At 39.7% G+C, this 15,833-nt stretch carries 11 protein-coding genes and 1 pseudogene; 11 read left to right on the top strand and 1 reads right to left on the bottom strand.

Annotated elements, in window-relative coordinates:
* Window positions 1–92 precede the first annotated feature (92 nt).
* The 7 genes from IPI59_15120 (at window position 93) to IPI59_15090 (ending at window position 9,979) form a co-directional block, all read left to right on the top strand.
* On the top strand, window positions 93–1,919 hold the full coding sequence (locus IPI59_15120; GenBank protein ID MBK7528828.1) for a M23 family metallopeptidase: 1,827 nt from the start codon (window positions 93–95) through the stop codon (window positions 1,917–1,919).
* A gap of 94 nt (window positions 1,920–2,013) precedes the next feature.
* Complete coding sequence (gene obgE, locus IPI59_15115; GenBank protein MBK7528827.1) at window positions 2,014–3,021, top strand: GTPase ObgE; 1,008 nt, start codon at window positions 2,014–2,016, stop codon at window positions 3,019–3,021.
* Window positions 3,022–3,052: 31 nt separating this feature from the next.
* Window positions 3,053–3,640 (top strand): hypothetical protein, encoded by a 588-nt coding sequence (locus IPI59_15110; GenBank protein MBK7528826.1) that lies wholly within the window; start codon window positions 3,053–3,055, stop codon window positions 3,638–3,640.
* 129 nt (window positions 3,641–3,769) lie between these two features.
* Entirely contained in the window at window positions 3,770–5,494 is a 1,725-nt protein-coding gene (locus tag IPI59_15105) for a redoxin domain-containing protein (GenBank protein ID MBK7528825.1), read from the top strand.
* Window positions 5,495–5,620: 126 nt separating this feature from the next.
* Complete coding sequence (locus tag IPI59_15100; protein ID MBK7528824.1) at window positions 5,621–6,532, top strand: hypothetical protein; 912 nt, start codon at window positions 5,621–5,623, stop codon at window positions 6,530–6,532.
* 275 nt (window positions 6,533–6,807) lie between these two features.
* On the top strand, window positions 6,808–8,502 hold the full coding sequence (locus IPI59_15095) for a M3 family oligoendopeptidase (GenBank protein ID MBK7528823.1): 1,695 nt from the start codon (window positions 6,808–6,810) through the stop codon (window positions 8,500–8,502).
* Window positions 8,503–8,686: 184 nt separating this feature from the next.
* The gene (locus tag IPI59_15090) at window positions 8,687–9,979 is read left to right on the top strand and encodes a dienelactone hydrolase family protein (protein MBK7528822.1); all 1,293 of its coding nucleotides are present in this window, start codon (window positions 8,687–8,689) and stop codon (window positions 9,977–9,979) included.
* 71 nt (window positions 9,980–10,050) lie between these two features.
* Here the strand turns inward: IPI59_15090 and IPI59_15085 are convergent, their stop codons facing one another.
* Window positions 10,051–10,545 (bottom strand): FKBP-type peptidyl-prolyl cis-trans isomerase, encoded by a 495-nt coding sequence (locus IPI59_15085; protein ID MBK7528821.1) that lies wholly within the window; start codon window positions 10,543–10,545, stop codon window positions 10,051–10,053.
* Window positions 10,546–10,779: 234 nt separating this feature from the next.
* Here IPI59_15085 and IPI59_15080 point away from each other — a divergent pair, with 234 nt between their 5' ends.
* The 4 genes and pseudogenes from IPI59_15080 to IPI59_15065 all read left to right on the top strand — a co-directional run bounded on the left by IPI59_15080 (window position 10,780) and on the right by IPI59_15065 (window position 15,787).
* On the top strand, window positions 10,780–11,676 hold the full coding sequence (locus IPI59_15080; protein ID MBK7528820.1) for a hypothetical protein: 897 nt from the start codon (window positions 10,780–10,782) through the stop codon (window positions 11,674–11,676).
* Window positions 11,646–12,158, top strand: a pseudogene (locus IPI59_15075) (alkaline phosphatase D family protein). Before IPI59_15080 ends, IPI59_15075 begins: the two are co-directional and overlap by 31 nt.
* Window positions 12,159–12,448: 290 nt before the next feature.
* Window positions 12,449–14,245: an ABC transporter substrate-binding protein gene (locus IPI59_15070; GenBank protein MBK7528819.1), complete on the top strand. Its 1,797-nt coding sequence runs from the start codon at window positions 12,449–12,451 to the stop codon at window positions 14,243–14,245.
* A gap of 102 nt (window positions 14,246–14,347) precedes the next feature.
* Window positions 14,348–15,787, top strand: coding sequence for an ABC transporter permease (locus IPI59_15065; GenBank protein MBK7528818.1), 1,440 nt, complete (start codon window positions 14,348–14,350; stop codon window positions 15,785–15,787).
* The last annotated feature ends 46 nt before the right edge of the window (window positions 15,788–15,833 follow it).

The raw sequence follows: 15,833 nt of genomic DNA, 5'->3' as shown, positions 1-15,833 counted from the left end.
CACCTATCGTATGCGCAAAATTTGTATTTTTGCCACCATTCATCCTTAACATATCTTTTTCTGCTCTCCATTGTAGTGCCATGTATTTGCTCATGTTCAAAAAAATATTGGTTAGTTTTTTTCCGGCATTAATCTATACGCTTTGGCCAACTTTACAGCCCAGCATAAATAATAGTGAACATGTTTGTTTTATACATCAGCCATATAGCTCAAATTTAAACAGCAACAACAATAATAGTTCACCTGATTTTGTTTGCCAACCCGATGCCCAATCCATTACATTTAGGTCGCCCGTTGATGGCCCTATTGTCTTAGCTGGTACTTTTGGCGAGCTACGCCCTAACCATTTTCACGCAGGTATTGATATTAAAACTAATAATCAGGAGAACAAACCCATTTACGCCATTGCCGATGGATTTGTTTCGCGCATTGCCGTCTCGGGCAACGGGTACGGCCTTGCTTTGTATATTGACCACCCTAATGGCTACACCAGTGTTTACGCCCATTTAAACGAGTATGCCGGGCAAATTGGCGACTGGGTAAAAAACAAACAATACAGTTTGCAGAAATTTGCCATTGATGTAAAACCAAACCCTAATGAACTGCCCGTACAAGCTGGGCAAATGGTGGCTTTATCCGGAAATACCGGTTCTTCAACCTCGCCACATCTACATTTTGAAATCCGCGATACAAAAACTGAGCACGCCTTAAATCCTTTATTATTTGGGTTTTATGTGCCCGACTCGAGCCAGCCACTTGTTACAGGTTTCGGCGTTTATCCGGTAATTAATGGCAACCAACCCTTAGATTTGAAAATTCAACGCTTTAAACAAGTTGTTACAGGGTCATATATAGCTTCGCAACCGGTTATTTTCCTAAATACCCCAACGGCTGCAATGGCAATAAAAGCTTATGATAAATTAGACGAAGCCCACAACTGGAACGGTGTTTACAGTGTAGAAATGTTTGAAAACAACCAATACGTTTTTGGTTATACGTTTAGCCGGATTCCATTTGAAGAGTCAAGATACATTAACTCTTTAGTTGATTACGAGGCTCAAAAAGATGGTGATGGCTTATTTCAAAAATGCTTTTTAGACCCCGGAAATAATTTGTCGGTTTACCAAAATACGCACAACAAAGGTTTTATTGATTTAAGCGACTTACAAGTACACAATTTATTGTTTTTAGTTAAAGATGTTGCCGGAAACACCAGCACCTTAACCTGCGCCTTGCAATACAACCCCGCACTTCCTCCCCCAATTGTACCACCTAACAACTATCAGCAGTTTTTTGCTTACGATACCTTAAATAAATTTACAACCGATTTAATAGAATTGATTTTTCCGAAAGGCGTGTTTTATACCGATATACCTTTTCAATACAAAATGAGGTACCCAAGTGCTAAAGAAATTGAACCATTATCGCCCGTACATACGGTACACCAGCAAAGTACGCCCGTGCACAGCGCTTTTGATGTAGCTATTAAACCCAATGCAAATATTATTCCCGAACTAATGGATAAAGCACTAATAGTAATGGTAAACCGAAGCGGCAAAAAAAGTTGTGGCGGCAAATGGGATAATGGCTGGCTGCGCGGCAAAGCCAAAGCCTTTGGCGATTTTTATATTGCCTTAGATATAAAAGCCCCAACTATAAACCCTATTAATATAAGCAATGGCAAACGAATGAGCAAGGCAAAACATATATCATTTGGTATTAGCGACAATTTGTCGGGCATTGATACTTATAACGGCTATTTAGATGGTCAATGGGTGCTAATGAGTTACGATGCCAAAACAAGTATTGTGCGCCACTACCTCGACCCCAACCTGCTGCCCGGAGAACACAGTTTTACCCTTGAAGTAACCGATGAGCGGCAAAACAAACAAGTATTTACCGCTAATTTTATAAAATAACGTAATTTTGCGGCTTAATAACGAATATTTTATCCGGAATATTAAGCAATAATCAAAACGGCTTAATTAAAATATATATTAAAACAAACTATTTGTGGAAAAAGGTAATTTTATTGATTACGTAAAAATTTGTTGCCGATCGGGGAAGGGCGGTGCAGGGGCATCGCATTTCAGGCGCGAAAAATTTGTACCCAAAGGTGGCCCCGACGGCGGAGACGGCGGGCGCGGTGGCCATATTATTTTGCGTGGCAATAGCCAATATTGGACACTTATACACCTTAAATTTAGAAAGCATGTATTGGCCGAAAACGGCCAAAACGGTGGTACCAGCAATTGTACCGGCGCCAGTGGTAACGATGTAATTTTAGATGTTCCGCTTGGTACTGTTGCCAAAAATGCCGATTCAATGGAACAAGAAGTAGAAATTTTAGAGCATGGGCAAGAAATCATTTTAGTATCCGGAGGCCGTGGCGGCTTGGGTAATTCTAATTTTGCTACCGCTACCAACCAAGCGCCAATGTATGCGCAACCCGGCGAACCAGGCCGCGAAGAATGGAAAATTTTAGAACTAAAACTTTTGGCCGATGTTGGTTTGGTAGGTTTCCCTAATGCCGGAAAATCAACACTGCTGGCCGCCGTTAGTGCCGCTAAACCCAAAATTGCCGACTACCCTTTTACTACTTTAGTGCCAAATTTAGGTATTGTTTCGTACCGCGATTACCGCTCGTTTGTAATGGCCGATATTCCGGGAATTATTGAAGGCGCACATGCCGGAAAAGGCTTGGGGCACCGCTTTATGCGCCATATTGAACGCAACGCTTTATTGCTTTTTATGATTCCGGCCGATGCCCCGAATATAGCGCATCAATACGAAATTTTGTTGAACGAATGTAGGCAGTACAATTTTGAATTAATGGACAAAAAACGTTTGCTGGCCATAACAAAATGCGACCTTATTGACGACGAACTCGAACAACTCATCCGGAAAGATATAGCAACAACAACAACCGTAGATTTGCCTCCCATGGTTTTTATTTCGTCAGTAACAGGCAAAGGAATCCAAGCCTTGAAAGATTTAATTTGGGAAAACCTAAATAAGTAAAAAATATTAGTAAATTTAGTAAATAACGCTAATGCAAGCGCGTTTTGCCGACTTAGGCCTTGAACTACTTGATTTTCAGCACTCTTTTGTTGTCCATTGCCAAAAATGTAATGGGCGGGCAGTTATAGATAGCGGTAAAAAATTATGTTGTACTAATTGTTTTTATACTCAAAGCCAGCCTAAATGGTTAGGGCGTTATAAATTGTTTGTGTGCCGCAAGTGCGCCAACTGTAATCATATTTTGCATCATACCATTGAAAGCGAACAAAAATGGCCACTTATTCCGGTAACTTGCCCCAACTGTAAACACCACCAATTGTACGAAGCAACTGCCTCGCAAATTGCCTATGCTAAAGGCTTAAAACTCGACCCATATTATGGCTTGCCGTTATGGTACCAAGCCGGATTTAAGAATGAATTATTTTGGGCCTACAACGAGGCGCATTTAAACTATATAGCGCAGTATATTACAGCAAAAGTACGCGAACGAGGAATTGAACCGCGCAATAGCATCCGGAAAAATTCATCTTTAATTAGCAGACTTCCTGAGTTTATAAAAAAATCGGGCAATAGAGCTTCGTTGCTCAAACTCATTGAAAAATTACAACTTAAAGTATAAAATTGCGTTTATTTGATTTTTTTTGTAATTATATGTTGGCTATGTAAAATTACTACATAGTTTGGCCTATATTTGCACAGGAAATTGTTTTTTAATTACCTAACCCACATAAAACTTAAAACAAAATTTATGGCACGCAAAGTATCAATACTGCTCGGTTTGGCAATGTTTTTTCTAATTGCCTTCAAATTGCCAGCCCAAACCCTTAACAAACCCGCTTCAGAGATTGAATTACCCAATACAAAAGGTACAAATCTTAAACTATCTTCCTTGAAGGGTAAATACGTTTTACTTAGTTTTTGGTCAACTTGGTGTGTGGCTTGCAAAGTGATTAAAAACCCCGAATATGTACGCCTTTGGGCAAAATACAAAGATTATAGCTTTGAAAAAGCCAGCGAGTTTACCATATTTAGTGTGGCCTTAGACGAAGATATTGCCAAATGGAAACAAACTATTGCCAGCGACGGCCTAAATTGGCCTTACCATGTGGTGGACAAAGAATCGTATTACTCTTCGCTGTGGTTCGAGTACAATTTGCCCCATATACCCTATAACTATTTAATTGACGAAAAAGGCGTAGTTGTAGGTGTTAATTTAAGTTTTGCCGAAATAGACAAGTTTTTAGATAGCCGGAAAAAATCGAAAAAACCGAATAGTAATCCGGATGACAGCAGTACCAAGCCCAATTCCGGAAATACCGGCAGTGGTAGTGGAACAGGTGGTAACAACAACAACAATAATAATAATCAAACCAAACCCAATACTCCTCAACAGCAACAAATTACGGTTTATAAAATACAGTTAGGCGCATCGGGCAATCCAAATTTGGCCGCTTTCAGCAATTTAACCGACTTGGGCAAACTGACAACCGAAGCCGTAGAAGGCAAAAACTTAAAACGCATATTATTAGGCACCTATACCGAAGCCACCGTAGATGCTAAATTAGCCATAGTAAAACAACGCGGCTATGCTTCGGTCATAAAAGTTGCGCGAAAAGAAAACGTAGATGTATCAACTACACCTCCGGCAGATGGCGGTAAAACTACCACACCAAACTCGCCTACACAAGGCCAAACTACTGAGTCGAAAGTATTGCGCAAAGTATTTAAAATACAGTTAGGCGTTTTTGCCAAACCCGACCTTAGTAAGTTCTCTACCTTAGCAAATATTGGTAAATTTGACACAGAAGAAGCCCCTAATGGTGCAAAACGAGTATTATTAGGCAGTTTCGAGAAAAAAAATGATGCCGAACTTGCCCTCAATCAAGTAAAATCGAAAGGTTTTCAGGGGTTTACCGTTGCCCGCGATGAATATGAGTTGATTACTGCTTTTGCCCCCACACAATTTGGCCAGCGTTACGAACCCGCAAAACCCGATGCACCAGATATTATAAACGTCCGCGATTTAGAGTTTCCAGAAGTTAAGGCTTCGATGGTTGGCAAAATTGCCCCCGATATTAAACTGCCCGACGTAAACGGCAACACACAAGTACTAAGCGCAACCCGCAAAAAATTAACCTTGATTTATTTTTGGGCAAGCTGGAGCGGCCCCTCGCGCAATAACCACGAAGATTTAAATAAAATTTACAAAAAATACAATAAAAAAGGACTTGAAATCTTTGGCGTTTCACTTGACAAAGACCCCAAACGCGCCGCAGCTGCCATTGAAAAAGACAAACTTAGTTGGTCAATTAATGCTAACGATGCCGAGGCCATGAAGTCGAAATTATTAGATAAATACAACGTTGAATATTTGCCAGCCTTGTTTTTGATTGACCAAGATGGTAAAATTGTTGGCGAAAATTTAACTTTTGAACAGTTAGATGCCGAAATTGACGTGCGTATTGGCGAGTAAAATAACCTTGCAATAAAATAAATTTTCCGGATTTAACCTGAGATGTTGAAACTTATCCGGATGTATAGAAGTTAAACGCTATTATATTCCTATAAAAACCTAATTAAAACAAAATATTTAACTAAAATGAGATTAAAGTCTATTCTTTTAATGGTAAGCCTTTGGGCTTTAGGTCTAAATTTTTCCTATGGTCAAGGGTGTAGTGATGCAGGATTTTGTACGCTTAGTAGCTTTAAACCAAATCCTGCTGAAAGTACCAATACTTTGAACAATCAATTTAAAATTGGCATTTTTTTGGGGATGGCAGACTACTCCGTTTCAGTTTATGGTAATTATATCGAATACAATAGACAGTTGGGTCATAAATTAGGACTTGACTTAAAATTGACAACCATGGCGCAAAACGGAAACGAAATCTCTACCTTTGGCCTTGGCGATGCTTTTTTGAACGCAAACTATAAAGCAACCAAAAAATTAACCCTTACTTTAGGGGCTAAAATTCCTTTTTCAAAGGCCAACAAATCGCAAAACAATTTACCGTTGCCAATGGACTACCAAGCCAGTTTAGGCACACTTGATTTAATATTTGGTGTTGGATTCAATACCAAGAAATTACAATTTGTAGCGGCTGTGCAACAACCACTAACTCAAAATGACAACAAGTTTGTAGCTTCTGACTATCCGGATAGCTCAAAATTGAAAGATTTTCAAACGACTAACCAATTTGTGCGAAGTGGAGATGTATTGTTAAGAGTGTCGTACCCTATTTCTATAACTTCTAAGTTTAAACTGACCCCAAGTGTTTTGCCTATATACCATTTAGCAAACGATAAGTACACAGACGAATTGAAGGCTGAAAAAGAAATTGTCGGTTCAAAAGGTTTGACCCTTAACGGTAATCTTTTTTTAGGCTATGAAATTAACAGTAAAAATATAATTCAAATGAACATGGGCATGCCCTTTGTGGTAAGAGATGCGCGACCTGATGGCTTGACAAGAGGGTTTATAGCAAATTTAGAATATGTAATAAAATTTTAGCGGGTAATGCAAACAGTAAGTTTTAATGAACCTTTCGGCAAGGACTTAATTAAAGCTTCACGTTCTACTAAAAATAGTTTTTAATGCTATTCATAATTAAGCTAAAGCTACAAAAATAATCATACAAAGCCCTGCTCAATTTTTTGTTGGGTAGGGCTTTTGTACAAATTTACTATCCTGTTTTTTAATGAAAATTGCCAAAATAATGGTAACTTTGCGCCCCTTATTCAATTATTTTTCTCATTACAAAATAATACACTCATACTGTTAGTTTTATGAAGTACAGCGATTTTAATTATCAACGACCAAATATAGAAGCCACTAGTGCCGAATTTGAAAACCTATTGCAACAATTTGACAAGGCCAGCACCGCCAACGGGCAAAATGAGATTATGCAGCAAATTAATACCTTGCGCAATAATTTCGACACCATGATGAATATGGCTTACATCAACTACTCGAAAGATACCACAAACGAAGCAAACCAAGCCGAACAAGGTTTTTTTGATGAAAATATGCCTATTTACGAAAATTTATGCGCACAATTTTACCGTCAATTGGCTGCCTCGCCGTTTAGAGAAGAACTGTCGGCTTCTTGGGGCGAGCAGTTGTTTAATTTGGCCGAAATGAAGTCGCGTACCTTTAACAGCACCGTTGTTCAGGAAGCCCAAGAAATAAACCGCCTAAACAGCGAATACCTGCGTTTAATAGCCAGTGCCAAAATCAATTTTGAAGGCGAAGAAAGAAACCTGTCGCAGTTGCGCCCCTACGAAATGAGCACCAACCGCGAAACCCGCAAACGAGCCACCGAAGCCCGTTGGCAATTTATTGCCGGTATTGCACCACGCATCGAAGAAATTTACGACCAACAAGTAAAATTGCGCCACAAAATGGCACAAAAATTAGGCTTCAATAATTATGTCGAGATGGGATATTTAGCGATGTGCCGCTCAGAATACAATGCCAATATGGTTGCACAGTATCGGCAACAGGTTTTAGAAGTTGTAGTGCCCATTGCCGCCAAACTACGCCAACGCCAAGCCGATAGACTTGGTCTTGATAAATTAGCTTACTACGATATTGCCTGCAATTTTAATACCGGCAATCCTATGCCCAAAGGTAATCCGGAGTGGATACTATCGCATACCGAGTCAATGTATAACCAGCTTTGCGAACAAACTAACGAGTTTTTTCAGTTTATGAAAAAAAACGAACTTATGGATTTGGTTACACGCAAGGGCAAAGCCGGAGGCGGGTATTGCACCTATATTGCCAACTATGAAGCACCGTTTATTTTCTCGAACTTTAACGGCACCAGCGATGATATTAACGTACTAACGCACGAGGCCGGCCACGCTTTTCAGGTGTATATGAGCCGCCATTTTAGCCTGCCCGAATATCATTTCCCGACCTACGAAGCCTGCGAAATACACTCGATGAGCATGGAATTTATTGCATGGCCTTGGATGCAGCAATTTTTTGATTCCGACACCGAAAAATTCAAATTTGAACACCTGAGCGGTGCTTTGCTATTTTTGCCTTACGGAGTAACCGTTGATGAGTTTCAGCATTATGTATATGAAAACCCTAACGCTACACCCGCCGAACGCAACAAGAAATGGCGTGAGATTGAAAAAAAATACCAGCCATGGGTTAATTATGAAGGTAATGAATTTTTAGAATCCGGAACATTTTGGCTGAAGCAAGCACATATTTTTGGCTCGCCGTTTTATTATATTGATTATACGCTGGCGCAAATTTGTGCCTTCCAATTTTGGCATAAATCGAGGCAAAATTCAGCTCAAGCCCTTGCCGATTATGTTCGTCTTTGCAGCGCAGGCGGTAGCAAACCCTTTTTACAATTAGTAGAATATGCTAATTTACAGTCGCCGTTTGATGCGGGCTGCCTTAAAAATGTATTGACACCTGTATCAACGTATTTAGATACGGTAAATGATGCCGTGCTATAAGAAACAAATAGCATGTTTAAGCGATAGTGATTTGTTGTTTTAGACCGATTGCTGTTTCCTTACATCTCATCCGGATATTTTACCCTGTAAACCTAATATTAGCATCATACTTGTATGAAGAAGTATTAAATTACATAGTTAAATATCCGGATATTTTTATATTATCCGGATAAGTAGTATGCTTATGATCTCAACTAAAACGCATCCATTCACTATCAACCAAATTGACCACATTGCCTTGCAGGTACAAAATGCGGCCAGTTTAGCAGCGTGGTATAAACAATATTTGGGCTTTGAAATTACAACTTACCCTGCCACATGGGGGCACGAGCCTATAATTGTAACACCTCCGGGGCAAAAATCCGGATTAGCCTTGTTTTCAAAGCCTTCAACTGCTGCCGATGAGCATTTGCAACATAATGACTACTTGGCCAATACCTCCGGAAAATTGGCACATTTTGCGTTTAATTTGTCGGTACCAGATTTTTACGCGGCACAAAATTGGTTCAAAATTAAAAAATTGCCCTTTACTTACCAAGACCACCAACACTTACAATCTATATATTTAACTGACCCCGACCAAAACTGTGTTGAACTAACTGCGTCTATACCTTTTAACGGGCCATTTGTAACCAATACACATCTGTTGCCGGGCTTACACGGTAAACCAATTTTAGCCGATATTTGTTATTTGCCCACACAGCAACCCAAGCCTATTATTATTTTTGCGCACGGGTTTAAGGGTTTTAAAGACTGGGGGCATTTTAGCTTGTTATCGCAATATTTTGCGGCATTAGGATTTGTTTTTGTAAAGTTTAACTTTTCGCATAATGGTACAACCCCCGAACAACCCACCGAATTTGCCGACCTAGAAGCTTTTGGCCACAACAATTTTGGCATTGAGTTAGATGATTTGGGCGAAGTAATTAATGCCGTTGCCCTTAGCAAAATTTTACCTGTTAACGAAGCCCAAACCCACAATATTATGCTCATTGGGCATAGCCGGGGCGGGGGCACTGTATTGCTAAAAGCCCACGAAGACCCAAGAGTTAAGGCGGTAGCAACCTGGGCATCGGTGGCTAAATATGGCGAATTTTGGGATGAAGAGACGATGGAAAAATGGCGGCAAGACGGCGTAATGTATATTTATAATGCGCGTACTAAACAAAATATGCCCATGTACTGGTCGTTATACGAGGCGTTTTATGCTAACCCTACCCGTTATGATATACCTATGGCGGCTGCAAATTTGCAAATTCCGGCGTTAATAATACACGGCCAAGCCGATACAACCGTTGAAGTAAGTGCTGCATATAGGTTACAGCAACAAAACAAATTATTTGAGTTGTTTATTTTGCCCAACGGCGACCATACTTTTGAGGGCAAACATCCTTGGGAAAGTATAATTTTACCTCATCAAATGGCGCAAGTGGTGAACCAAACTGCTGCTTTTTTTTACAAAACGCTTAGCTTTTAAAAGGTTAACTCTAAATAAAAAGCAAATAAGCTGGACTATGCTTTTTTTAATCTAAAACGCTACCTGTCTGCTTAAAAAAGCTCTATCTCAAAAACCAATACCGAGTTAGGTTTAATAATATTGTTTACGGCTTTGCCGCCATAAGCTAGCTCTGAAGGAATAATAAAAGTGCCTTTACCGCCCGGTTTTAAAAGTGGTATGCCTTGTTGCCAGCCTACAATTAAATTTTTAAGCGGAAATGTTATGGTTTGACCCCGTGCGTATGACGAGTCGAACTCGCTGCCATCAAGCAGGGTGCCCCGGTAATGAACCTCAACTTTGCTGTTAATAGTTGGATTTGCCCCAACCCCTTCTTTATCAATGCGGTAAACAATACCAGTGGGCGTGTGTTGGTATTTTTTCCATTTCTGGGCTTTTAGGTATTTGGCAATCAGGTCTTGGTCGGCTTTCATTTGTGCCGACATGTTTTCAATTACAATAGATTTTGCCTTTTTATGGCAGGCCGATACCGTAAATAAAGTACAAAGCGTAAACAAAAATAGCAAAGACAATAAAAATAAACGCATAAAATAGTAGTATAATTTAATATGATTACACGAAAGAGCTAAATAATTGCCGAGCAAAGGTACAACTGTTTTATTAAGGGAAGCCATTAGTAAATATTTTTAGGCAGCCTATTTTTTTATTCCGGATAATGACGATGTTATAAGCCTAATCATAATAGATGGAATAACTGTTTTTATCCGGAAAAAATAACTTTAACTTTGCGGTTTCGATAGCCAAAATTTACCGTTTTTTGTATGTTACGTTCTTTATCTTCTGTTTTTATCTGTTTTTTTCTTTGTTTTACGCTTGCAGCCCAAAACAATACGCTTAAAAATAACAATGCCTTATTGTTTATGGGGCCTAAACTTGGCTACACCGAACACCGCGAAGCCCAATTAGTAATAGGTGTAACCGATAAAACGAAAAAAATTGCAGTTAGATTTTGGAAAAAAGACAGTGATGCTAAAAATTATGAAAAAATTATACTTACCGACTGGCCAAACAAGGGCAAAGATGCCCCGGTAAAAATTACCTTCGAAGGGTTGGACATGGCCACAACCTATAATTATGAGATTTGGCTAAATGGCAAAAGGCAAAATTTTTTGTACCCAACACAGTTTACAACCCGAACTTTATGGGAATGGCGTAATCCCGCCCCCGATTTTTCATTTTTAATGGGGTCGTGCGCCTATATTAACGACAGTATTTACGACAGACCGGGCAAACCCTACGGACGAACAACCGAAATTTTTGAAACAATGGCAAAAACGCCTTCCGATTTTATGTTGTGGTTGGGCGATAATGTTTACCTGCGCGAAGTTGATTATAGCTCGGTATGGGGCATTAATTACCGTTATAGGCACAATATGGCCATACCTCAATTACAAGCTTTTTGGGCATCGAGGCCGCATTTTGCTATATGGGATGACCACGATTTTGGCCCAAATGATAGCAATTTAAGCTACGAGTTTAAAGCTACCAGTTTAGAAACATTCAGCAATTACTGGGGCAACAGAACTTACGGTGAACCCAATAACAAAGGTGCATACGGCCAATTTACCTGGAGCGATTGCGCCTTTTTTCTAATAGATGACCGCTATCACCGCGCCTCGGAAAAACTACTTTTCACCGACCCACAAAAACCTATTTAGGTAGTCAACAACTAAACTGGCTAAAAAATGCACTACTTACCTCGAAAGCTAGTTTTAAATTTATTGCCACCGGAAGTCAGGCATTAAACCCCCTTAATAAATTTGAATGTTGGGCGCAATACCCCGAACTTAACGAACTGCTAAATTTTATAACCGCCCAAAAAATAACTGGCGTGGTATTTTTAAGTGGCGACAGGCATTTTACCGAAATTATTAAAATAGACCAGCCTAATGCGTACCCACTTTACGATATTACCAGTTCGCCCTTATCGTCGGGGGTGTATGCAGATGTAGGTAAAGGCATCGAAGGCAATAATCCAAACAGGCTGCCAGGTACGTTATTGGTCGAAAATAATTTTACAAAGCTAACTGTTAGTGGCGACAAAAATAACCGGCAACTAACAATTACCGCCATAGCTGTTAATGGCGACATAAAATGGGAGCAAACTATTTTAGCTAAAGACTTACAATTTGGACAATAATTTTATCTAATAATAGGTAGCCAGATATAAGAACTGACGTTTTTCCGGATAAGCATTGAAAGGAAACTGCCCGGTTGTATTACCGGTCTGCAATACTTCACAATTTGTAATTTGATGGTTGCCAAAGCATTTTATATTTTAATAGCCCTATATTGCCTAAATTTTACTTAATTTTGGGCGAACTTTTAATGCTGCTCCGGAGGTAATACATCCGGATAAAAAATAAAATCCCACTTAATTTCTCAATTATCAATCATTGTATATCGTTTTAGTACGCAAATTTATTGTTTATGTTTATTAATACTTTCTTCAAAACAAATCAATCTCTATTTACAGCTACCATTTTATGTTTGATAGCTATTTTTATAACTGCTTGTGGCGGTGGCAATACTGGCAGCGCGTCAGCAACAAAGGGCGGCAATACCGTTACCATTCACCATTTAGGCGAAATTGAAGGCTTAAACCCCGTTGCCACCTCCGATGCCAACGCCACTTATGTAGAACTTAATATTTTTGCCCAACTGCTAAACACTGATTTTAAAACCCTCAAACCACGCCCCTGGTTGGCTGTTGCCCGCCCCGAAATTAAAGAAATTAATGACGGCGAATACAAAAACGGCATGTCGTTAACTTACGAAATACGCCCCGAAGCTACTTGGGATGATGGCTCGCCGGTTTTAGCCAGCGATTATTTGTTTACGATTAAAGCTGTTAAAAACCCAAAAACCAGTTGCGCCTCGTTGCGCCCATATTTAGAGTTTATAAACGATATTGTGATTGACCCACAGAACCCTAAAAAATTTACCGTCTTTAGCAAACAACGTTATATATTGGCCGAAGAATTTAGCAGCGGTTACGTGCTTCCGGAAAAAATTTATGACCCATCCGGAATTATGAAAAATTATACCATCAAACAGTTAGACGACCCTAAAAGCAAACAAACCCTCGAAAATGACCCCAAAATTAATGAATTTGCAACTGCATTTACAAGCCCAAAATTTATGCGCGAAGATGGGGTAGTAGGTTGCGGCCCTTACAAAAAAGTGGAGTGGGAAACCGGGCAATATCTGATTTTAGAACGCAAAAAAGATTGGTGGGGCGACAAAGTGCCAAACGATGCTGTTTATGCCCACCCCGAACGTATTGTGTATAAACCAATTCCGGATTGGACAACAGCGGTTACCGCGCTCAAAGGCCATGAGTTAGATGTGGCAATATCAATACGGCCCAACGACTTTTTAGAGCTGAAAAACAACGAAACATTCAAACAACACTTCCAAATTCAAGAACCCAATGAGCTTTCGTATGTGTATTTGTCTATGAACCGCAAAAAACCACAATTGGCAGACGCAAAAGTGCGGAAAGCTTTAGCCCATTTAGTTGATAAAAAAGAAATAATTGATAATTTAATGAAAGGTATGGCGCAACCGGTAACCGGCCCAATTAGCCCGTTTAAAGATTATTACGACAAGTCAATTCCCGATGTGCCATTTGATGTTGAAAAAGCAAAAGCCCTATTGGCCGAAGCCGGATGGAAAGACTCTGATGGCAACGGTATAGCCGATAAAATTGTTAACGGCGAAAAAGTAGAAATGAAATTGGAATTTAAATACAACAACGGCAACGATACCCGAAAAAGTATTGGAATTTTAATGAAAGAGAATGCCAAACGCGCCGGAATTGAAATTGAAGTGGTAGGCCGCGAATGGACACTTTATTTAGAAGACATTAAACGCCGCGATTATATGATAGCTTGCCAAGGATGGATTCAAGGACCTTCCTTAGATGATTTAAAACAAATTTGGCATACCGAATCTGACTCGCCAGATGGAAATAACCATGTAGGATTTGGCAACGCCGAATCGGATAAAATAATTGAAGAAATAAGGGTAACCTTAGATGAAACTAAACGCAACGAACTCTACAAAAAAATTCAACAGCTAATTGCTGCCGACCAGCCTTATATTTTTATCTACTCGCCCAAAGGACGCAATGTAGTACACAAACGTTTTACCAACGCCGAACCCTCCATGAACCGCCCTGGTTACGACGAAAAAGGATTTAAACTTGCCACTGCAACACAGTAAATTATACAATTTTGATTAACTTAAAAAAAGTATTTCTTAAGATTGTAGTAGCGTTCAAATAGAATAAAATTTTTATCTCTAATTATACAGCAGTAGTTTGTTATGTTTAAATACCTTTTAAAACGCCTGTTTTTATTTTTACCCACCTTGTTGGTTATTTCGTTAGTGGCTTTTGCCCTTAGTAAATTAGCACCTGGCGACCCCGTTGAATTATTGCTAAAAGGGCAGGGTGGTGCCGAAAGTAACCAAGAGGCCAGGTCGGGGCGATATGAGGAAGTAGCTAAGAGATTAAATTTAGACCTTCCTAATTTTTACTGTGCCTTAACTTCCGCCGCTTATCCGGATACCTTACACAAGGTTGCCAAAAAGATTGAGCGCGAAACGTTAAGCAACCTAATTGGGCAGTACGGCAACTGGCCTCAAATAGCCGAATATTATAATGCGCTTCGAAACTTAGAAATTAAAGCCGCCCAACTACCCAATAACCCCGCCGACAGTGCCTTATATACCCAGCGCAACACCTTACTGCGCAACACCAAAGAATTGTTGATTACCCACAAAGATAATTTGCGCAAACTTGGCATTGAAAGTTTACAAACCTTGCTTAATGATACCATAATAACCGATACCCAAACCAAAACTGCAATAAATGAGGTAATACAAGCCAATACCAATATGTTGCAAAAAACAACGCCTCAAAAACATTATTATCCGGCTTTACATTGGTACGGGTTAAATAATCAATATCATAAATGGATTTCGGCGTTTTTTGTAGGTGATTTTGGCACCTCGTACATGGATAGCCGACCCGTTGCCAGCAAAATTTGGGACGCTCTGCGCTGGACACTGCTAATTAATGTTATTTCTATTTTATTGGCCTATCTTATTGCCATACCCATTGGCGTTACAACTGCCATAAAAAAAGACACCGCCTACGACCGCATAGTTACCACCAGCTTGTTTATGTTGTATTCGTTGCCTAATTTTTGGATTGGCACAATGTTAATTGTATTTTTAACAACTGCCGAGTATAGCCCATTTTTAGACTGGTTTCCGACCGGAGGTATTACCGATTTACCTAAATCAACCCCATTTTTTACCAGATTTGCCGATATTTTATACCACCTTATACTGCCTATTTTTTGCGTTACCTATGGCTCGTTTGCTTTTATATCGAGGCAAATGCGCGGCGGCATGCTAACTGTTATCCGGCAAGATTATATTAGAACCGCCTACGCCAAAGGACTTGAGCAAAAGGCAATAACGTGGAAACACGCTTTCCGCAATTCGCTCTTCCCAATCATTACTTTGTTTGCCTATATTTTTCCGGCAGCTATAGCCGGGGCGGTAACCATCGAAGTTATCTATAGTATTCCGGGCATGGGTAAACTTGCCATCGATTCAATTAGTGCCCGCGACTGGCCAGTAGTGTTTACCATTTTAATGTTTGCCGCCATTTTAACCATGATAGGAAATTTAGTAGCCGATATTTTATATGCTTTTGCCGACCCGCGTGTGTCGTATGGCGGGAAAGGAAAATAGACGAACTAATAAGTTTTTTAGTTTTAAAAATTGCCCAATTTATTTT

The organism is Sphingobacteriales bacterium, assembly GCA_016706405.1.
Taxonomy (GTDB): Bacteria; Bacteroidota; Bacteroidia; order Chitinophagales; family UBA2359; genus BJ6.
This window is presented reverse-complemented; position numbering and strand designations above follow the sequence as displayed.